Source organism: Ureibacillus sp. FSL K6-2830 (assembly GCF_038004145.1).
GTDB classification, from domain to species: Bacteria; Bacillota; Bacilli; order Bacillales_A; family Planococcaceae; genus Ureibacillus; species Ureibacillus thermosphaericus.
The window spans coordinates 3109925-3131066 of the sequence record NZ_JBBOQR010000001.1 but is presented as its reverse complement, the minus strand read 5'-3'; the positions used below and the strand labels follow the sequence as shown (position 1 = coordinate 3131066).

At 35.8% G+C, this 21142-nt stretch carries 19 protein-coding genes; 15 read left to right on the top strand and 4 right to left on the bottom strand.

The window, feature by feature from the left end:
- Positions 1 to 50: 50 nt before the first annotated feature.
- Genes NSU17_RS15515 through NSU17_RS15505 form a run of 3 tightly spaced genes read left to right on the top strand, consistent with a single transcriptional unit; the run spans position 51 to position 2656 of the window.
- On the top strand, positions 51 to 740 hold the full coding sequence (locus NSU17_RS15515) for a CoA transferase subunit A (RefSeq protein ID WP_340705455.1): 690 nt from the start codon (positions 51 to 53) through the stop codon (positions 738 to 740).
- A complete protein-coding gene (locus tag NSU17_RS15510) occupies positions 727 to 1374 on the top strand; it encodes a 3-oxoacid CoA-transferase subunit B (RefSeq protein WP_340705454.1) in 648 nt (215 codons plus the stop codon). Before NSU17_RS15515 ends, NSU17_RS15510 begins: the two co-directional genes overlap by 14 nt.
- On the top strand, positions 1367 to 2656 hold the full coding sequence (locus NSU17_RS15505; protein ID WP_340705453.1) for an MFS transporter: 1290 nt from the start codon (positions 1367 to 1369) through the stop codon (positions 2654 to 2656). Before NSU17_RS15510 ends, NSU17_RS15505 begins: the two co-directional genes overlap by 8 nt.
- Before the next feature lie 180 nt (positions 2657 to 2836).
- Here NSU17_RS15505 and NSU17_RS15500 read toward each other — a convergent pair whose 3' ends face one another.
- Both NSU17_RS15500 and NSU17_RS15495 read right to left on the bottom strand, forming a co-directional pair.
- The gene (locus NSU17_RS15500; RefSeq protein WP_340705452.1) at positions 2837 to 4234 is read right to left on the bottom strand and encodes a hypothetical protein; all 1398 of its coding nucleotides are present in this window, start codon (positions 4232 to 4234) and stop codon (positions 2837 to 2839) included.
- Between the two features lie 802 nt (positions 4235 to 5036).
- On the bottom strand, positions 5037 to 5996 hold the full coding sequence (locus NSU17_RS15495; protein WP_340705451.1) for a tyrosine-type recombinase/integrase: 960 nt from the start codon (positions 5994 to 5996) through the stop codon (positions 5037 to 5039).
- A 577-nt stretch (positions 5997 to 6573) separates the two neighbouring features.
- Between NSU17_RS15495 and NSU17_RS15490 the strand changes: the two genes are divergently transcribed.
- The 10 genes from NSU17_RS15490 (at position 6574) to NSU17_RS15445 (ending at position 15266) form a co-directional block, all read left to right on the top strand.
- Positions 6574 to 7461 (top strand): alpha/beta hydrolase, encoded by an 888-nt coding sequence (locus NSU17_RS15490; protein WP_340705450.1) that lies wholly within the window; start codon positions 6574 to 6576, stop codon positions 7459 to 7461.
- Between the two features lie 451 nt (positions 7462 to 7912).
- Complete coding sequence (locus NSU17_RS15485) at positions 7913 to 8635, top strand: SIR2 family NAD-dependent protein deacylase (protein ID WP_340705449.1); 723 nt, start codon at positions 7913 to 7915, stop codon at positions 8633 to 8635.
- A 162-nt stretch (positions 8636 to 8797) separates the two neighbouring features.
- Positions 8798 to 10159: an IS4 family transposase gene (locus NSU17_RS15480; RefSeq protein ID WP_328101957.1), complete on the top strand. Its 1362-nt coding sequence runs from the start codon at positions 8798 to 8800 to the stop codon at positions 10157 to 10159.
- 202 nt (positions 10160 to 10361) lie between these two features.
- Positions 10362 to 11198, top strand: a complete 837-nt coding sequence (locus tag NSU17_RS15475) for a DMT family transporter (RefSeq protein WP_340705448.1) — start codon at positions 10362 to 10364, stop codon at positions 11196 to 11198.
- Positions 11199 to 11305: 107 nt separating this feature from the next.
- Positions 11306 to 11956 carry a glycoside hydrolase domain-containing protein gene (locus NSU17_RS15470; RefSeq protein ID WP_016838092.1) on the top strand — a complete coding sequence of 217 codons (651 nt, stop codon included), beginning with the start codon at positions 11306 to 11308 and terminating at the stop codon, positions 11954 to 11956.
- 298 nt (positions 11957 to 12254) lie between these two features.
- A complete protein-coding gene (locus tag NSU17_RS15465) occupies positions 12255 to 12947 on the top strand; it encodes a PDC sensor domain-containing protein (protein ID WP_340705447.1) in 693 nt (230 codons plus the stop codon).
- 124 nt (positions 12948 to 13071) lie between these two features.
- Positions 13072 to 13272, top strand: coding sequence for a hypothetical protein (locus tag NSU17_RS15460; RefSeq protein WP_340705446.1), 201 nt, complete (start codon positions 13072 to 13074; stop codon positions 13270 to 13272).
- Positions 13273 to 13516: 244 nt separating this feature from the next.
- The gene (locus NSU17_RS15455) at positions 13517 to 14443 is read left to right on the top strand and encodes a VanW family protein (protein WP_340705527.1); all 927 of its coding nucleotides are present in this window, start codon (positions 13517 to 13519) and stop codon (positions 14441 to 14443) included.
- 74 nt (positions 14444 to 14517) lie between these two features.
- Positions 14518 to 14751: a small acid-soluble spore protein Tlp gene (tlp, locus tag NSU17_RS15450; protein ID WP_016838095.1), complete on the top strand. Its 234-nt coding sequence runs from the start codon at positions 14518 to 14520 to the stop codon at positions 14749 to 14751.
- A gap of 146 nt (positions 14752 to 14897) precedes the next feature.
- Entirely contained in the window at positions 14898 to 15266 is a 369-nt protein-coding gene (locus tag NSU17_RS15445; protein ID WP_340436482.1) for a hypothetical protein, read from the top strand.
- A gap of 40 nt (positions 15267 to 15306) precedes the next feature.
- On the opposite strand, the gene NSU17_RS15440 is transcribed toward NSU17_RS15445, so the two are convergent.
- Positions 15307 to 15597 (bottom strand): HesB/YadR/YfhF family protein, encoded by a 291-nt coding sequence (locus tag NSU17_RS15440; RefSeq protein WP_016838097.1) that lies wholly within the window; start codon positions 15595 to 15597, stop codon positions 15307 to 15309.
- Between the two features lie 25 nt (positions 15598 to 15622).
- Positions 15623 to 16225, bottom strand: a complete 603-nt coding sequence (gene plsY / locus NSU17_RS15435) for a glycerol-3-phosphate 1-O-acyltransferase PlsY (RefSeq protein WP_340705445.1) — start codon at positions 16223 to 16225, stop codon at positions 15623 to 15625.
- A 414-nt stretch (positions 16226 to 16639) separates the two neighbouring features.
- Here plsY and parE point away from each other — a divergent pair, with 414 nt between their 5' ends.
- Both parE and parC read left to right on the top strand, forming a co-directional pair.
- Positions 16640 to 18613, top strand: a complete 1974-nt coding sequence (gene parE / locus NSU17_RS15430; protein WP_340705444.1) for a DNA topoisomerase IV subunit B — start codon at positions 16640 to 16642, stop codon at positions 18611 to 18613.
- The gene (gene parC, locus NSU17_RS15425; protein ID WP_340705443.1) at positions 18613 to 21063 is read left to right on the top strand and encodes a DNA topoisomerase IV subunit A; all 2451 of its coding nucleotides are present in this window, start codon (positions 18613 to 18615) and stop codon (positions 21061 to 21063) included. The genes parE and parC overlap by 1 nt, the downstream gene beginning before the upstream one ends.
- The last annotated feature ends 79 nt before the right edge of the window (positions 21064 to 21142 follow it).

Here is a 21142-nt window from a genome sequence, read left to right as displayed (position 1 = left end):
GATGATTCAGAAAATCTAGTAAAAACTTATGAGAATGAAAGGGGAGTCCTATGAAACAAAAAATCGTTGATAATCCTTACGAGCTTTCATCCATTTTTCAAGACGGCCAAACCATTTTGGTAGGCGGTTTCGGGATAGTAGGAACCCCATTAACGATTATTGATGTTATATGCGAAACGGATGTAAAACATCTGCATGTTGTCAGCAATAATCTCGGAGATTATGGAATGGGACTGCACCAGTTGTTTATCCAGGGAAAGATTGATAAAGCGACGGGATCTTTTTTTACAATCAACAAGGAAGCCGTTATTGCCTGGTCAAAAGGGGAATTGGAAATTGATTTGCTGCCGCAGGGGACTTTGGCCGAGGCAATTCGATGCGGGGGAGCAGGAATCGGCGGCTTTTATACAAAAACGGCTGTTGGAACGGAATTGGCAAAAGGAAAAGAGGAACGGGTCATTGATGGCGAGCGATATATTTTCGAAAAAGCCATCAAAGGCAACGTAGCAATCATTCGTGCCAATAAAGCAGACCGATTAGGAAATTTAACATATCATGCCACTGCAAGAAACTTTAACCCAATCATGGCAACAGCTGCGGACATCGTGATTGCGGAAGTGGATGAGATTGTTGAAGTTGGAGAAATTGATCCGGAGCATGTTGTAACGCCGCATGTTTACGTAGATTACATTATCCGCACCGAATATAAAAAGGAAGGGGATCGCTTTGTCAGACGTTGATGTGCGTTTAAAAATTGCAAAACGAATCGCCGAAGAACTGGAAGATGGGCAAGTTATAAATTTAGGCATCGGTATTCCAACTTTGGTCGCTTCGTTCTCTGAAGGAAAAGACTTATATTTTCAAGCGGAAAACGGATTATTGGGAATCGGGCCACCGCCGACTGCAGAAGAACTGGATGCGGAGCTGATTAATGCCGGTAAAGAGCCTGTAACGATGATCAAAGGGGCATCTTTCTTCAGCAGTGCAGATTCATTTGCCATGATTCGTGGAGGGCATATTGATGTCGCGGTTTTAGGAATTTTGCAAGTGAATACAAAAGGACAAGTAGCGAATTGGGCAGTTCCAAACAAACCCATTTTAGGTGTTGGCGGGGCAATGGATTTAGTGACTGGAGCTAAAAAGGTAATTGGTGCAGCAACATTGTTTGCAAAAGATGGCTCGCCGAAAATCGTAAAAGAATTGACTTATCCGATTAGCGGAATTCGGACAATCGATCTGCTTGTAACAGATTACGCGGTATTTACATTTGAAAATGGAGAAATCGGCGTCACAGAGCTTATTGGCGACTTGTCCCTAGATGAACTGAGTAAACGCATCGGAATACCATTAAAGTGGAGGGGAAACAATGACTGATCCTGCTGTTGTTCAATCTGCAACACGAAAAAGAATGGTACGCATATTGCCCTTTGTTTTAATTTTATATATCATCGCCTATATCGATCGGGTAAATATGGGATTTGCCGCCCTTGAAATGAATGCAGATCTTGCTTTAACCGCTGAAGTCTTTGGCCTGCTTTCAGGTTTCTTCTTTATTGGGTACTTTTTCTTCGAGATACCAAGCAATATGATTATGCATAAAGTTGGGGCAAGGATTTGGATTGCGCGCATTATGATTTCTTGGGGAATCGTTGGAATATTAACAGGCTTTGCACAAAATGCCGGACATTTATACATTCTCCGATTTTTATTAGGTGTTGCAGAAGCAGGATTTTTCCCAGGCATTATTCTATATCTGACATATTGGTTTAAAGAAAATGAACGTTCGAAAGCAACAGCTGTATTATTATTGGCATTACCGATTGGTGGATTATTTGGTGCTCCGATTTCAACTTGGATACTTGATCACATTGCGTGGGCCGGGCTTGCCAGCTGGCGCTGGATGTTTATTTTGGAAGGCATTCCGGCAGTCATCCTAGGGATTGTTGTATTATTCTATTTAACGAATCGTCCAAGCGATGCAAAATGGCTCACAGAAGAAGAGAAAAATTGGATTGAAGGGGAATTGGAAAAAGAAAGAAGCGAAAATAGCAGAGTAAATAAAGTGTCAAAAAAAGAGATGCTAAAAGATGCAACCGTATGGAAATTATCAGCATTTTACTTTGTAGTGTATACCGGTGTTTATGGTTTATCTTTCTGGATACCCACTATCATCAAATCTTTATCGGAAACAGCAACAACGAACTTGGAGATTGGCTGGCTGGCCATGTTACCTCCGCTAGTGGCCATTCCATCCATGCTGTTTGTAGGATGGAACGCAGACAGAATAGGTAAACATAAGGAACATTTATTTTATTCATTAATTATAGCCTTAATTGGCTTTATCGGATGTGCGCTCGTTGACACGGTTCCACTTATGGTCATCATGTTAATGCTTACTTCTATTGGTTTATATGGATTTACAGGTTGTTTCTTTGCATATATGACATTCTTCTTCACAGAATCCACTGCACCGGTTGGAATAGCATTGGTAAACTCTTTTGCGGCTCTGGGCGGTTTTGTTGGACCGACAATATTGGGGATGTTTACACTATCATCCGGCATGTTCTTATTGGCGGGACTTATCGCATTGGGCATAATCATCTTGCTGACAACAAAGCGCAGAGAATTGCCGATTGAAGAGACAACTTCTTCATAATTCTTTTACTCCAATGAAAGATGTTGGGACAAAATCAACTCTGAAATGAAAAAAGCCTGTGAAATTTTACAACAAAGAAAGGCCAATAGGAGATAATAAATGGAAAAAAGAGAATTTGAGCGAGCTCAAATTCTCTTTTTTCATTTTAGTGAAGCCGTTTTTCCCAGCCTGATTTTCTTTTTATAAAAGAATCATGGCAACAATCGTCGTTGCAACAAGTCCAATGACAACCGGAATCAAGTTCCTTCTGGCCAATTCAAATGGGCTCACATTACAGATTGCTGCTGCTGGAATTAAAGCCCATGGTACTAAAGTTCCACCACCAACATAAATGGCTGCAATTTGACCTAATGCTGTAAGAGTAGCAGTTCCTTCACCAATCACTGTGCCAAATAGATTAGCAATCGAACCTACTAACGAAATGCCAGAAAATCCGGAGCCATCTAACCCTGTAATTGCGCCAACTCCTGCAACTGTCACTGCAGCAATTTCAGCGGTTAAAGGCACAACCCCTGCTAGTGCGACCCCTAAATCATTAATGATGCCTTGAGATCCTTCTGGTAAATGATTGCCGATGATTTGAGTAAATCCCGAATCTCCTAAATAGAAGAATGCGGCAATTGGAATAACAGGACCAAACACTTTAAAACCAAATTGAAAACCTTGAATTAAATAACTTGTCGTTTTTTCTAGTCCAGCATTTTTATGGGCAAACATTGAAAGGAGTAATAGAACTGCTAACGTTGTTCCACCAATTAATGCTGTCGCATCTCCACCAGTTAAATCAAATATAGACATAGCCACTACATTTAATAAGAAGGCAATTGGTATCAATATCGCAAATATTCGTTTTTGTCTCATCGATAAAAGATTTGTGTCAACCTCTTCTTGTTCCTGAGTTTCACCATCAAAATTTCCAATCATGTCAATCGTACCGCGCTTCATATCCCGTTTTAACAATAGAAATGCTACAACTGTCGTAACAATCCCCATCACAATCACTAGAGGAATGCTTGCAGAAATGACTTCGTGAACCGGAAGTCCAGCTGCATCGGCTGTTAATTTCGGTGCTCCTTGAATAACAAAATCACCAGAGAGGGCAATACCGTGGCCAAACAAGTTCATTGCCATCGCAACACCTAGAGCGGGGAGTCCAGCACGAATAGCAACAGGCAACAAAACAGCACCAAGTAATGCAACAGCTGGGGAAGGCCAGAAAAACCAAGAAATTAGCATCATTAAAATTCCGATTGTCCAAAACGCTAAAGTTGGATTCTTTATAATTTTTGCAAATGGGGAAACCATCACTTCATTAATGCCCGTTTTCAGTAAAACGCGGCTCATGGCAACAATGACACAAATGATGATGATGGTCGATAATAACTCGGTGATGGCATAAATGAAGCTTGAAAACACTTTGCTGATGGAAGCAACGAAATCTCCGGTTGCTGTCATAGACAGCAAAAAAATACCCACTATACAAATTAATGTAGTGTCCCGACGTTTCACCATAAAGCCGATGATGAGCACGATGAACACGACGTAAATCCAATGCAGTGCCGTTAACTCAATTCCCATAGTTCACTTCCCTCAATTTATATTTTATCTAGAATATGAGGCAAATGACTAATGGGTGTGTACTTAGAATATTCATTCGATACATTTTGTCTTATATATGTTTTTGTGTAAACAAATTAAATAGAAATGGAATTTATTGATAAGGAATCAATAAATGAGCAGTTAGGATATTGATAACCATTCAGAAAATTTTCATGAATTCTCTTTAGCTTCATTTTTTGTATGACTGTTCTATAATTAAAATATGAGTAAAAAATTGGAACAACAAACATTGAAAATGCCATCAAAATCAACTAATAGAATGTACCATTAAACCTAAAGATGAAAACGGTTACATAACTTAAAAAGGAACTATTAAGGTATTTTTGAATATTATACTGTTTATCATATTACTCCTCTCATAGAAGTTCAGAATCTCCTAGATCATTAAAAATTGAAAGCATATTATTGTTGTTATGCATATCTTTTTTAAAAACTTCTTGTGGTAAGTTAATGCGAAGTCCATAGTTAGATGTTCAGCAATGTTATTTGGAGTCATAACTAAAAACATTTCACTAAGAAGGAAAACGATGATGGTAATTTGTTCTAGCTGCAAAAAAATTTAATTTAGATGAGGGGTCTTTAAAATATCTATTATTTAAGGAAAATAAGAGTAAAATTTTCCGCTGCGAAGAATGTGAGAGAAGATTACGAATGGATGCAATAAAATTTATTTATTATTCATAGTATTAAATTTTGTGAAATCATTGCTCTTGCGGTAAAAAATGAAGGGTGTCTGGAAGTATTCGCCTTTCTAGACACCTCATTCAAAAAATTTCCCAACGTTTTGATTTCTCATCGCTTCTTGCTTTTGTTTATTATTCACGTGCGTATAAATTTGGGTTGTACTCAAGTTTGTATGTCCCATTAATTCTTGTACTGTAACAAGATCAACTCCGCCGCGCACAAGTCTAGTCCCGAAAGTATGCCGCAATTTATGAGATGATAACTTTTTGTTTTGTAAGTAAGTGAAATCAGGCAAACTTTTTAACGAAGCAAAAGTATCTTCTGCAATCATTTGTATTCTTCTTCTTGAAATTCTTTCTCCGCGTTTCGAAACAAAAAAAGCATTTTGATGTTCGGGTTTTGGTAAAGGTCTATACATTCGTTCGTACTCTAAAAGTAAATTAAACAAAGGAGTAGGTAAGGGAATATATCGGGATTTATTTCCTTTTCCTAATACTTTAATCCCTGGCTCATCTTCATCTCGAATAAGATCTGTTGTATTCAGATTATGTATTTCTATGACACGTAATCCAGCTAGACTCATAAGCATTAAAATGCATTTATTGCGTATATAGTATTGATCATGCTTAATACATTTAAAAAGCAGTCGAAGCTCATCATCATTTAAATAGGTAGGAAGTGAATTCTTTTCTGTTTTCGCTAAATCAACTTCTGCTGCTGGGTTTACGGTTAATTCTTCCGCTTTCACAAGAGATTTAAAAAATGTTCGTAAAGACATTAATCTTCGGTTGCGAGTTGTTTTAGCTTTGCCTTTTTGTGTTTTCCTCAAATACGCTTGAATATGCTTCGATCCAACCTCATCGAGTGGAACACATTGATCTTCTTTTTCAGTCAGAAACAATAGAAAAGATTGTACATCAGACAGATAGCATTTTATCGTGTGAGGCGAATAACCTAAATCCTCCATATACGTATAAAAAATATCTACTTCATCTTCATAATAGTCCAATTGATTTTTTGCTTCCTGTGTATTCATCTTAAAACCTCCTTTCATCTAAAAAATGGAATAGGGAAGAGTAATTAACACGAAATCGTATTCGTTTAAGGCGAATGCGATTTTTTTAAAACGTGCGAATGTACCGATTCAATAAAAATACTTTTTCCATGAAAAAAATCTAACTGCATATAATATACATTATATGCAGTTAAAAGTAAAATATAGGAATTATTTTCGCTATTAAATAAGTGCTGTATAAACGATTTACAGCTCATTTTGAAGGGAGTTATTCATTCAATTAGATTTCGATGCGTCTGAGAGCGCATGATTTTAATGAAAAAATGGGTGAAAATCCAGTAGTATCAACGATTTGAAGTGGATTTATTCCGAAAATTTTGGTCGAAGAGGATGATTGCCTTAACTATAGAGATAAATTGAAATAGTGAGTTTGTTAAGCAGCACAATTTTTTCATGCTAAGTTTAGAAACTTGATTTAGTGGCTATACTTAGTTTTTTTCATTTGTCATATCCTTTTATTCATTTGGACATTCTAATTGTACAGTGTATCGATTTGTATGGAGTCCATCACAATTATGTCAATGAAAGGAGTGAAGTGATGCCGATTCATTTATATATCGAACAGTACTTTCAACAACATCCGGAAGCAAGGAAAACGGGGATTAAAGTAAAAAATCCACCTTTAGAAAAACGTCCAAAAGTATTTCAAGTGGAAGATCGGTTTGTTCAAGTAGGGAATTCTGAGATTCCCATTCGCATTTATACACCAAATGAAGCGGAAAAACATCCTATTTTCATTTTTTTCCCCGGAGGAGAATTTATTCCGGGTGGTGTTGAAAGCCATGATGTTAGTTGTCGAATGATTTGTTCTTTAACCGGCTACAAAGTGATTGCAGTCGATTATGATACGAATTCGGATGAAGCATCAATGCTTCAATGTTGTTATAACGTAACAAAATGGATTATAGAACACGCTGAAGAATTAGGAGGCCATTCGGATCATATTGCAATAGGTGGTCCAAGTTTGGGCGCACATTTTGCCATCAGTATTGTTCTTGATTTCACTATTCAGCAAAATTTCCAATTTAAAAAGCAAGTGTTACATTATCCAATTATCCAATTAGACCAACATATAAAGAACAGTCCTCATATTTCAAGAATGCTTTTTAATGGAAAGTACGGAATTGATTTAACATTGCATTCGTTGAATATCTCCAATCTTGAAGATACATCTATTTCCTATTATGCCCCCCTTCACACAAATAATAAGTATTTAGCTCAAATGCCACCCACTTTAATTTTTGTTGCGGAATACGATCCTTTATGTGATGAAGGAGAATATTTTGCAGAGACATTAAAAAATACTGGTGTTGATGTAAAACTTGTTCGATTTGATGGAAACGTTCATGGTTTTATGCAAAGTTTTCCGGGTTCACCAGATTACATGCGGGGATATGAAATAACTGCGGAATTTTTACTACGATGATGAACAAAAGTCTGTGCCTGTTAAGTAATGTTGGCACAGACTTTTAATTATTAACTGAACAAGAGTAGGCTTCATCAGCGCGAACTTGTATGCATCTGCACAAGTTTGTGGTTCAAGTGATGTATTCATCCGTATGAGCGATTCAGTTATCTGCACAAGTGATATATTCATCCGCACGATTATTCATTTATCCGCACAAGTGTTCTGCTTTTTCGCACGAGCGATTTAGTTATCTGCACGAGCAATATCTTCATCCGCACAAGGGATATATTTATCTGCACAAGCGACATATTCATACGAACAAGCGTTTTATCTATCCGCACGAGGAGATATATAAACTGTACGATAAAGCATTTTAATGGATTCACTATTTCCATCACACTTTTTTATTTTCTTCTTGGAAAATTTATGAGATAAATATTGATAAGGATAGGAGAGAGGAGTGGGGGATGTGAGCCAAATACAAACAGTTGTTGAATGGATTCGTTCATCGAAAAAAACAATTGTATTGACTGGTGCGGGTATGTCAACAGAAAGTGGGGTGCCCGATTTTCGTTCTGCATCTGGTTGGTGGACAAAAACTGACCCGCAGCAAGTTGCAACAGTTGATGCTTTAGAATCCAATTATCCGTTGTTTCATGAATTTTATTCTATGAGAATTAATTTACTGGACAAATGTTCTCCCCATGAAGGACATTATATTCTTGCGGATTGGGAGAAAAGAGGAATCCTTCAACACATTGCTACTCAAAATGTCGACGGATTCCATTCAAAAGCAGGCAACACCCAAGTAGAAGAGTTGCACGGATCCATCTATACATTTCGTTGCCATTCGTGTGGAAGAAGCGCTTCAAAAGAAGCTTTTTTAGCCAAGGAACATTGTGCTCATTGTCAAGGAAACTTAAGACCAAATGTTGTGTTATTTGGTGAAATGCTTCCTGAAAAAGCATGGCACAATGCATTATTAAATATTCAAAGTGCAGATTTAGTCATCGTTATTGGAACAAGTTTGGAAGTATATCCGGTAAACCAACTTCCTAAGATGACCAAAGGAAAAAAAGTGTACATCAATAAAGAAATTGCACATCATTCAACCTACTTTGATTGTATATTAGAAGGAAAAGCCAAGGAAGTTTTAATCAATTTACAAGAGCGATTAGAAAAAAATTATTAACTCAGCTTTCGCAGTCCAAAATCTTGTTTAAATGCTTGATGTAAATGGTTTTGGGAAGTACAAAATTATCATTTGACATTTTTTAAAACATAAAGAAAGACACCTATTCTTTTGGTAAAATATTGGTGACGAAACCAAATCCAAAAGAAAGGTGTCACCACTATGATAACGAATAAAGACTACTTTGCGCAATTACCAAAAGAAATTAAACAAGGATTTTCCGAATTAAATATTGGATATCATTTAAGAAAAGCGAATATTACGAAACTTTCCGGGTATTCTTGTCTTACTGTTTTCAAACTGATTTTTCTTTTAGTCTTCCAATATAAGAACTGGTTTCGTGCTTTTATGAGTAAACGATCTCAGGATCTGCCCGGAAAGGATACAGTCTATCGCTTTTTAAATACACCAACCTATCATTGGAGAAAGTTTCTGCTTTCATTAAGCAGTGAAATGATCCGTCTGCTTCAACCATTAACTTCAAAAGATCGTGTCACAGCTTTTGTGATTGATGATTCTGTCTTTTCACGAAACCGTAGTAAGTCGGTTGAACTGTTGGCTAAGGTTTTTGATCACTCTACCCATCAGTACTTGAAAGGGTTTCAAATGCTTACCCTTGGCTGGACCGATAGTTTTACTTTTATTCCCGTTGATTTTGCTCTTCTAAGTTCACCGAAAAAGGAAAATCGCCTGCAAGAAATCAATACCAATATTGATAAACGAACATCTGGCTATAAGCGTCGCCAGGAAGCTCTGAAATCAAAACCGGACGTGGCTTCAGCTTTACTTGATCATGCGCTTGAAAAAGGGATTATAGCTGACTATGTTCTCATGGATTCCTGGTTTACACAAGCGCCTTTAATTGAGAAGATTACGAACAAAGGGTTATTTGTCATTGGCATGGTGAAGCAATTAAAGCAGCGATACGTTTACAATGGTGAACGTTTCACACTGAATCAACTTTACAAATTGGCAAAACCTCACATGGGTAAAAAAGACATTCTCGGATCCGTTTATGCTACTTTAGACAATGGAATTCCAGTAAAAATTCTATTTGTACGAAACCGTAATAAACGGAGCGAATGGCTTGCCATTCTCAGCACAGATACAACATTAGAAAATGAAGAGATCATTCGTATTTACGGCATGCGTTGGGACATTGAAGTCTTCTTCAAATGCAATAAATCCCTTTTAAATTTAGAGAAAGAATTCCAGGGACGTTCCTACGACATGTTAATTAGCCATACAACCATTGTTTTTACACGATATATTCTCATTGCTTGGCAAATGCGAAAAGAGGAGGATCCTAAGACGATTGGCAACCTTTTTTACATCCTTTGCGAAGATGTAAAAGACATAGATTTTATTACTGCCCTTCAATCACTTATTGACCTTTTCCAAACTTTGGCGGAAGCCGAGGTTTCTTTGAACATGGACATCTTTAAAAATCAAATGAATAAATGGTTGGCCACTATACCTAATTATATCAAGCAATGCTTAAATATTTCTGTGTGCGAAAGTTGAGTTATTAATATTGTTTTATGTACTGGACCCTTCTCCATTGGTTTGAGGTGGGTCCATTCTATTTGAGTTATCATTATAGCAAATAACATAAGGTAGAAAATATGGTGAAAATAAAGAAAATTATTGATTGAAAAATCATTGAAATTTTCAATGTATAGAACCTAAAATAGAATGAATTACATTTTGCAAGAGGTGCTTACTTATGTGGGTCGGGGCAGCATTATCTACCATGTTTTGTTTTGGTGCAAATAATATGATTTTTAAATGGAGTACTACTAAAGGGTACTCAAAAATACATATTCAACTTTATTTTTATTTGATTGCTTTTATTTTAACATTGATTTATGGTTTAATTGTTGGATTACATAATCTGAACTTTGCTTCGGTTGTACTTGGAGCGATAATCGGAGTATTAAATACAAACGGCAACATTCAAATGTCTAAAGCCTTTGAAAAAGGACCAGCAAGCATCACCAGTTCATTAATTAGTATGAATGCAATCATTCCTATTTTAAGCGCAGCATTAATTTTTCATGAACATATTACGCTCCTGCAATGGATTGGCATTATCATCATGATTTGTTCAGCCGTTTTGATTCAATACACTCCTTCCAATCATATGCATATAGAATATTTACCTTGGATGATGAGAATTAGCTTTGCCATTCTCTCACTTGGTGTTCTCGGTATCTTGATGAAAGCATCTACATATTTGCACATTCAGCCACTCAGCATGTTAATTTGCATGTACGGCGGAGGTACCGTCTATTTAATGATTAACAGCTTCATTCAAAAAGAGAAATGGCAGACACCGGAAGCAAAAATTGGTTTTGTGGTAGGAATAATTAGTGTAATTGGATATAGTTGTTATTTCTTTGCTTTACAAACGGGAATTGCAAGTATAGTATTTTCCATTGTATCATTAAGCTGCTTAGTCGTAGTTTGTGGAAGTTTTGTCGTATTTCATGAAAAATTAAAATTGTATCAAATCGTCGGAATAATCACAGCTTTGATAGGAATTATTTTTACAAAGATATGATTCAGTGAGGGTCAAATGCGGCCCTCATTTTTCATTTCTATGAACAATTGTTGCTACATTTCAATATATATAAATAGTGGAAACACTAATAGAAAAGAGGTACGGAAGTGGTTACTTATCATTGGGGTGTTGATTCATCACAAAAAGTGACGACAGACCTTTACAATTGTGTTTTAAATAATTATGGGAAACCTGAGTTTTGGGGGAGATATTTAACACGTGTAGAAGGAGCTTCTGACGGTTTAGATCGCGAAGAAATTGAACTGCTCCACAATAGCGGAACAAAGATACTCCCAATATATAACGATTTTAAAAGAGCAGTTGGAGAGAACGAAGGAAGAATGGTTGCAATGTTTGCGTCTTATCATGCAAAACGGCTCGGTATTCGAAAGGGAACTCCGATATTTGCAAATGTTGAACGGTTTTTTGAAGTAGACAGCAATTGGATTCGTGGTTATGTCAATTACTTGTATAACACTGATTTTAAACCGGGCTTTTATCATGATCCGACGGAAGGAAACTTTGCAAATGCTTATTGTCAAGCTGTCAGCGATGATGAACTCGTTGCCAATCAAGCTATATTATGGAGTGCAGAACCAGCACCTGGCGTAACGAAAGCACAATTAGCACCGAAATTCGATCCAACAAAAGTATCATGTAAAGGAAATGTATGGATATGGCAGTATGGTAGAGATTCAAAAGTATGCCCAATCGATACGAATATTGCGGACAGCCGTTTATTCGAAATGTTGTATTAACTTTTATTTATAAAATCGATTGTTAATTTGGTTTACAAAACAATTTATGAACAACATTATTAAAATCATATTCAAATACGTTTGTGTTGTTTTTAAGGAGAAAAATCTGCTCAGTGCGGAATTTTCTCCTTTTTTTAGAAAATTATGTTAGAATAATAGAAAAAATGAACATAAATTACAACCATTAAATTACTATTAAGTTATTTATTTCTAATCGTTTTAGTTATATAATAAATTGAAAAATCTAAAAATTACATTTATTGGGAGAGGGTTCATTTGGGGGAAATTAAAAGTTTACATGCAAAGTATAGCATTAAAAAGAAGTTTATCGGTTGGTTTTTACTGGTTTCAGTGCTTTCCATTAATTCTAGTTTCATTTGTTATTCAAAACATGAATAGTAAAATTACTGTCAAAAAAGAAGAAGAAGCAATGCACAATCTTTTGTTAAGTAAAGCGGAATTTGTCAATCAATGGTTTTCCGCACAGATGGGAGAAATGCAAGTTGCAGCAGAAAGTGATGTTATGAAATCGATGGATTCTGAAAGTATGATTCCATATTTACAAACTCTTGAAGCGCGATCAAAAATATTTGAAACGATGTTTGTGCTTAATACGGATGGAACCGTTATAGCTCATTCAAAACCTGAAAGTATTGGATCTGATTATTCCGATCGTAGTTATTATCCAATTGCTTTAAAAGGAGAAAGTACATATTCTGAAGTATTAATATCTAAAGCTACCGGTAATCGAATCATCGTAGGGGCGACACCCATTAAAGATGACAACGGTAATGTAATAGGAATTATGTGTGGCTCTGCAAATTTTGAAATATTGGTCGACACACTATTAAAAAATGATGAAGATGTTTCTTCTAATTTAGTTTTAATTGACAATTTAGGATATATCCAAGTTGCTAATAATGAAGAAATAATTGGCAAACATATTGATGAGTCTAATCTTGAACAAGAAACAGTCAATATTCTAAAATAGAGCTTGAATAGTTCGGGCATTTCTTCTCTTCGTATAAATGGTGAACAATACATATTTGCACATGCTCCTATTGAATCAGTTGGCTTTGGATTAATTTTAGAAACGCCGGAAAAAATTGTATTAAATGAAGCGAAAACGATTCAGCATACTACATCACATTAATGAAGTATTAAATAGCTCAATGCAAACATCAAGCAGCATTCAAGAAATTGCTTCTGCATCAGAACAGCAACATGGTACAATGCAAGAAATTGTTTCGGCAGCAAATGAATTAGCAAAAATGGCAGAAACCTTAAACGAAACAGCGCAAAAATTTAAATTTTAAATAATTTTTTTCTAGTTTATTTACTTAGGGTTTCTAGAGAAATTTTTGACACCCTTACTTCTTCATAACAATTAACTTATATAAATCTCCCCTCCTCCGACAATCAAAGCAAGTTTCCTTCGCTGCAAAATTAATCCGTACATGACAATTAACCATCCAAAATGATTTTTCAGACTGCTCATTTTTCGTGTACAAATAGGGAAACATAATTATAAAAATATTGATTAGGTTGTGTTGATAGTTGATGAAGAAGTTATTTGTATTTTTCAGTTTATTACTGTTTCTGAACCAGCCTTTTGTGAATGCTTCCACGATTGATTTTCTTTTTTCTAATAATCAATCCATCAACATCGAGATAATTGATCCCGAATCAAAGGAGATAGTCCATTCCTTTCATCCGTATGATTATGACATCGAATTAGACTTAAATATCTTCAAAAGTGAAGTGGAACGATGGATTCATGAAATTGAACCATATTACTACAAAGAAATGTCCCTTGATCGAATTGATGAAGATGGTGAAATTATTAAAGGTTCCCCAAGAATTGAAGTCAATACTACACAGTTGTTAGAAGAAATATTAAGCCGCTCATTTACTGGTGGAAAGATTGAAATCCCATTAAAGATTACCGATAGCAACTATCGACTTACTGATGTTCCTCATTTAAAAGAAGTTGTACTCGCTTCCTTTACTACATTCTTTAATCCAAATAAAGCAGGGAGAAGTAAAAACATCGAGATTTCAGCTGCAGCTATTCATAACATCATTGTTGGCAGCGAAGATACTTTTTCCTTTAATGCAGTCGTTGGACCTAGAGAAATTGCTTACGGTTATCAAATAGCACCTGAAATCGTGAATGGAAAATTGGTAATGGGGATTGGTGGAGGCATATGTCAAACTTCTTCCACATTATTTAATGCTGTTGATCAGCTTCCAATTAAAATCATCGAAAGACATCATCATTCCATGGATGTTGGATACGTTCCAAAAGGAAGAGATGCTACGGTTTCATTTGGAGGCTTAGACTTCCAATTCCAAAATACAACTGGAATCCCTTTTCTCATTCAAGGTTATTACAGACCTGGGGCGATTACGGTTGAAATCAGAACTTCAAAAGAATATGAGGAATTATTGAAAAATGAATTAATGGAATCGGAACCAAATTCTTAAGCAATCCCAGATGCATATTTCATATTATTCGACTCACACTAATACTGAATTTTTTGAAGGAGGAGGAGCATTCAATGGCAAATCGAAAACCGAATCCAGACAATCGTTCAAACAACGTAGAACGATTACAAACAATGGTGAAAAATACAATTAAAAATATTCATGAAGCAGAAGCAAGTATGGAATTTGCAGGTCCTGAAGAAAGAGAAAAAATTAGAGAAAAGAATGAGCGTCGCCGTAAAGCAATTGAAGGTTTCCGTGAAGAAATTAAAGATGAAGCTGCTGCTCGTAAAAGAGGAGAAGTATAAAATAGTGAGAAACTGGCCTTATGTCAGTTTCTTTTTTATTTGAATATGATTGCTTTTTTTGAACTAGATTTTATCCTATTTACATTTAATTTTGATAAAATAATGAAGTGGATAATAGTTAAGTATGTTGGGGAGGGTCATTGCATATGAATATGGTTGAAACGCTCGTAAATCAAAGCCGTAATGTAATGGATCTAATGAAACAATTAAAAAAAATTGCTTCAGTCAAAGGAAAAAAACGTACCGAATTAATTGAAAAATTTACTGCTAACCAGCATTCATTTAATGTTTATACATATGCAAGCGAGGAAGCGAGACAATCGCAACAAGTAGAAACTCTTAAAGTGAAATTAAATGAATTTAGTAGCCAATTTGATGTTGCACGCTATGAGATGGATGGAGAAGTAAATGAAGAACAGGTAAACCTTTTATATAATGAAGTGTTAAATGCATATAACGAAATGGTAATAGCACTTGGATACGAAAAAGAAGTTATCGATATAAAAAAATTTTAAAGTAAAAAAGAAAGTGGATTTTTTGATCCACTTCCTTTTTTTATTTTTTATAGTCGTAAATTAATTCATCCGTTTTTGAATCAATAGAAACATATAAGTCATGATTATTGAAAAACCATTCATCATCTTTTTCAACATAAAAATGGATGCCATCTACAACCGTTTCAACCCCGATATTATGAGGCTTTTCACGGTTCATTCCTAAAGAAAAAGCTTCATGGAAAGGGGAAGAACCACCGTAACGAGCGTAAAACCTTATGTAATCACCTGATTCTACTTCCATTTCTTCTTTGAACCAAGCCAACGCTTCATCCGAAATAATAATTTTCATTTACGCCAAATCCTTTCGAAAAACATTATAACCACTTAACTTTCGGTTCCGTACCTTCTTTGATGCGTTTGATATTGGATTTATGTCGATAAAATATAAAAGTTGCTAAAATCAATACTAAGATAAATAATGCGTAATCACCAGTAAGTAACCAGTAAATAATGCTATAAATCACGGCTATGACAGATACAACCATTGACGATAAACTAACAATTTTCGTCAGTTTTAAACTGATGAAGAAGCCGATGATTAAAATTATAAAAAACGGCCATGAATAACCTAACAATACACCGCCTGATGTTGCCACAGCTTTTCCGCCACGAAAACCTGCAAAGATTGGGAACATATGTCCAACCGCGGCTATTGCTCCTAAAATAAGAGGATGTACTATCGTATCACTGAAAAACGGAAACATTGGTAGTATCGTTGCTACTGTACCTTTTAAAATATCCATGATGGTAACAACCATTCCAGCTTTTTTTCCTAATACGCGGAATGTATTTGTAGCACCTAAGTTACCGCTTCCATATTCTCGAATATCCGTTTTATAAAAGATTTTTCCAATCCATAATCCAGACGGAATCGAACCGATTAAATACGCACAAATGACTGCTATTACATTAATCATACCAAGATTCCTTTCAAAATAAACGTTTTACTATTAGCGATAATCATTTTACACTTTTTCTCTTATAAGAAAAAGGTCATTTTCGCTTTTTTCTATTATTCGCGAAAAAATATAGTACAGAAGAAGGAAATCATATGTGTAATCGTGAATCAAAGAAATGTCTTCATTTATTATATATGTTATCCTTTGTAAAATAAATAAAGCGATTGTGTTGGAAAGTATATTTATTAGGCAATCTTTTATTTTTTAAGATGAAAACAGTACAAAGTACACTTTATGAAAAATTTTCTTTTTTCTTTTCAAAAATTTGTTAAAATGAAAAGGATGCTCGAATGTACTAGTGATTGACAGATGGAACGATTCTCTGTACGATTTGTGATATAGAACGGATGTTTGTATTTGGAGGGATTTAATTTGGCAATCAATCAAACAGGGATCACATATGATGCCGATGCCATTCAAGTATTAGAAGGTTTGGATGCTGTACGGAAACGTCCAGGGATGTATATTGGATCCACTGACAGCCGAGGTCTTCATCACTTAGTTTATGAAATTGTAGATAATGCAGTGGATGAAGCCCTTGCTGGATTTGGTTCACATATCATCGTCAAAATCCATAAAGATCATTCCATTAGCGTTCGAGACTACGGTCGTGGAATGCCAACAGGAATGCATAAATTAGGTAAACCAACACCTGAAATAATATTCACTGTGCTTCATGCTGGTGGAAAATTTGGTCAGGGTGGATATAAAACAAGCGGTGGTCTACACGGTGTGGGATCATCCGTTGTAAATGCTCTATCTAGGTTTCTTGAAGTAACGATTTATCGTGATGGTCAAATTCATCGCCAACGCTTTGAAAATGGTGGAAAACCGGTAACAACCCTTGAATTAATTGGGACGACAAAAGAAACTGGAACACTCGTTCACTTTTTACCGGATGATACGATATTTTCCACAATAAAATTTAATTATGATACATTAGCTGAACGATTACGTGAATCAGCTTTTCTCTTAAAAGGTTTGACAATTGAACTGATTGATGAAAGGGAAGAAGGAAAGCGGGAAGTATTTTGCTATGAAAACGGAATTCAAGCATTTGTTGAATATTTAAATGAAGAAAAAGATGTCATCCATCCAGTAAAATATGTGGAAGGCACTCATGATGATATAGAAGTAGAATTTGCCTTCCAATTTAATGATGGGTATTCCGAAACTATTCTTTCCTTCGTCAATAATGTTCGTACTCGAGATGGCGGTACTCATGAAACTGGTGCCAAGTCTGCATTAACTCGTATCTTTAATGAGTACGCACGAAAAGTCGGTTTATTAAAAGAAAAAGATAAAAACCTTGAAGGTACCGATATAAGAGAGGGACTTTCCGCCATCATTTCCGTTCGAATTCCAGAAAGGTTATTACAATTTGAGGGCCAAACAAAAAGTAAACTTGGAACTCCCGAAGCCCGCACTGCTGTAGAATCTGTTTTATCAGAAAAATTGTTATATATTTTAGAAGAAAATGCAGAATTATCCGCATCTCTTGTTCGGAAAGCAATTCGAGCTGGACAGGCAAGGGAAGCAGCGAGAAAAGCTAGGGAAGAAGCACGAAACGGTAAAAAGGGCAAAAAAGCTAAAACAATTCTTTCTGGGAAGTTAACACCTGCCCAATCTCGCAATCCCGAAAAAAATGAATTATACCTCGTGGAAGGTGATTCTGCAGGGGGATCTGCAAAACAAGGTCGCGATCGCAGGTTCCAAGCGATATTGCCACTCCGCGGTAAAGTTATTAATACAGAAAAAGCAAAACTTACGGACATTATGAAAAATGAGGAGATTGCTACCATTATTCATACAATCGGAGCCGGAGTAGGTCCTGATTTTAATTTAGAGGATGCGGCTTACGATAAAATTATTATAATGACCGATGCAGATACTGACGGTGCCCATATCCAAGTTTTGCTACTCACATTTTTCTATCGCTATATGCGGCCATTAATTGAGGCGGGAAAAGTATATTTAGCATTGCCACCTTTGTATAAAGTGTCAAAAGGAAGCGGCAGAAACGAAATTGTAGAATATGCTTGGACTGAGCGAGAACTGCAAGAAAAAATCAAAAAAGTTGGCAAAGGATATATCATCCAACGTTATAAAGGTCTCGGAGAAATGAATGCTGATCAACTGTGGGAAACGACAATGAATCCTGAAACAAGAACGCTCATTCGAGTAACGATTGAAGATGGCGCCCGTGCAGAACGTCGCGTTACAACTTTAATGGGGGATAAAGTCGAACCTCGCCGTAAATGGATAGAATCAAATGTTGATTTTGGTATGGAAGAAGATACAAATACTTTAGTAACCGATTTCATCCAACATAAGGAGGAAGAATAATGGCGTCAACCGAACGATTTCATGAATTAACTTTAGAAGACGTGATTGGTGATCGTTTTAGTCGCTACAGTAAATACATTATTCAAGACCGAGCGATCCCCGACGCTCGAGATGGATTAAAACCTGTGCAACGTAGAATTCTTTATGCGATGTATAGGGAAGGGAATACCCATGAAAAACCATTCCGAAAATCTGCGAAAACAGTCGGTAATGTTATTGGTAACTACCATCCTCATGGGGATTCATCCGTATATGAAGCAATGGTACGACTTAGCCAAGATTGGAAAGCTCGCTATCCGTTAATTGAAATGCATGGAAATAACGGTTCGGTTGATGGTGACCCCCCAGCAGCAATGCGTTATACGGAAGCGCGCCTTTCCGTTGTAGCTGCAGAAATGCTAAAAGATATTGATAAACAAACAGTCGATTTCGTTCCAAACTTTGATGACCAAGACACTGAACCGACTGTGCTTCCTGCTAAACTTCCTAACTTACTTGTAAACGGTGCTACTGGTATTTCTGCAGGTTACGCAACAGATATACCACCTCACAACTTGTCAGAAGTATTAGATGGAATATTGATGCGTCTAGACCATCCAAATTGTACTGTAGATGATTTAATGACAGTCATAAAGGGGCCTGATTTTCCTACTGGTGCAATCATAGAAGGGATTGATGGCATTAAAAAAGCCTATGAAACAGGCAAAGGAAAAATTATTATTCGCTCCAAAGCAACAATAGAACCCATTAAAGGTGGAAAAGAGCAAATTGTCATCACTGAAATCCCTTATGATGTGAATAAAGCACAACTTGTAAAGAAAATTGATGAAATGCGTTTTGATAAGCGTTTAGAGGGGATTGCTGACATTCGAGATGAATCCGACCGAACAGCAGGACTCCGAATTGTCATTGAATTAAAGAAAGATATTGATGGAGAAGCCATTTTAAACTATCTATATAAAAACACAGACTTACAAATCACATATAACTTTAATATGATTGCTATTCATAATCGGCGTCCAACAATGATGACACTTCCATTAATGCTAGATGCATATATCGATCATCAAAAGGATGTTGTAACAAGAAGGACGAAATTTGACCTTCAAAAAGCAAAAGATCGATTACATATCGTTGAAGGTTTGATAAAAGCTTTATCCATTTTAGATGACGTCATTCAAACAATTCGTTCTTCTAAAGATAAACGAGATGCAAAAAACAATTTGCAATCGAAATTCCAATTTACTGAAGCACAAGCAGAAGCAATTGTTAACTTGCAATTATATCGTTTAACAAATACAGATATAACGCAGCTCCAAAAAGAGCATGAAGAATTACAAAAAACAACAGAAAAACTATCGAAAATATTAAGTAGTGAAAAAGAATTAATTAAGGTCATTAAAAAAGAAATCCAAGAATTGCGTAAAAAGTTTGACGAGCCTCGACGTTCCACTATCCAAGCTGAAATTAAAGAAATCAAATTGTCTCTAGACGTTTTAGTGCCAAGCGAAGATGTTGTCGTGACTGTTACAAAAGATGGTTATGTAAAACGGACAAGTCTACGATCTTATGCAGCGTCAAGCCCGGAAGATATTGCAATGAAAGAATCGGATTATTTACTATTTGAAGAGACATTGAATACTCAACATTACCTATTAATTTTCACGAATAAAGGTAACTACATTTATCAACCAGTTCATGAATTGCCGGATATTCGTTGGAAAGACTTAGGTCAACATATTTCAAGTATTGTTCCGATTGAAGAAGGCGAAAAAGTAATAGGTGCTATTGGCGTTGAAAACTTTGATGATGAAAACTTACATGTATTAACGGCATCAAAACAAGGACAAGTGAAGCGTTCGAGTCTAGCTGAATATCAAGTATCTCGATACTCCAAACCAATTAAGTCAATGAACCTAAAAAATGACGATGAAATGATTTATGCAAACCTTGTATCTTCCGATAAGGATGTTATCCTAACATCATATTTAAGCTATACAGTACGATTTAACATGGAAGAAATACCGATTACGGGTGTCAAAACAGGTGGGGTTAAAGGCATCAATTTAAAAGATGATGATCTATTAGCCGCAGTTAATGTAATTGAAAAAGATGCTAAACAAGATGTACTTGTCGTTACCCATCGAGGTGCAATCAAACGGATGAGTATTTCCGAAATCGAACGAACAGGCCGAGCTAAACGTGGTCTTGTCATATTGAAAGAATTAAAAACAAATCCTCACCGTATCTTTAACGTTTTGGTTGTTAATGAAGAAGATTCGGTACTTGTAGCAACGAAAAAACAAGTACAAGAGAAATTTGCAATTTCTGAACTCACTAAAGCAGATCGTTATTCAAATGGTTCATTGAAATTCGATATAAACAACGACGGTGAATTATTATTTGTAAAAATTCTCAAACCTATTCAAGAAGTCATAAAGGATTTATAATTAATAAGAACATAATATTGTGGATGACTCTATTATGGAGTTGTCCACTTTTAAATTGAAAAAAATTCGAAAACGGTTT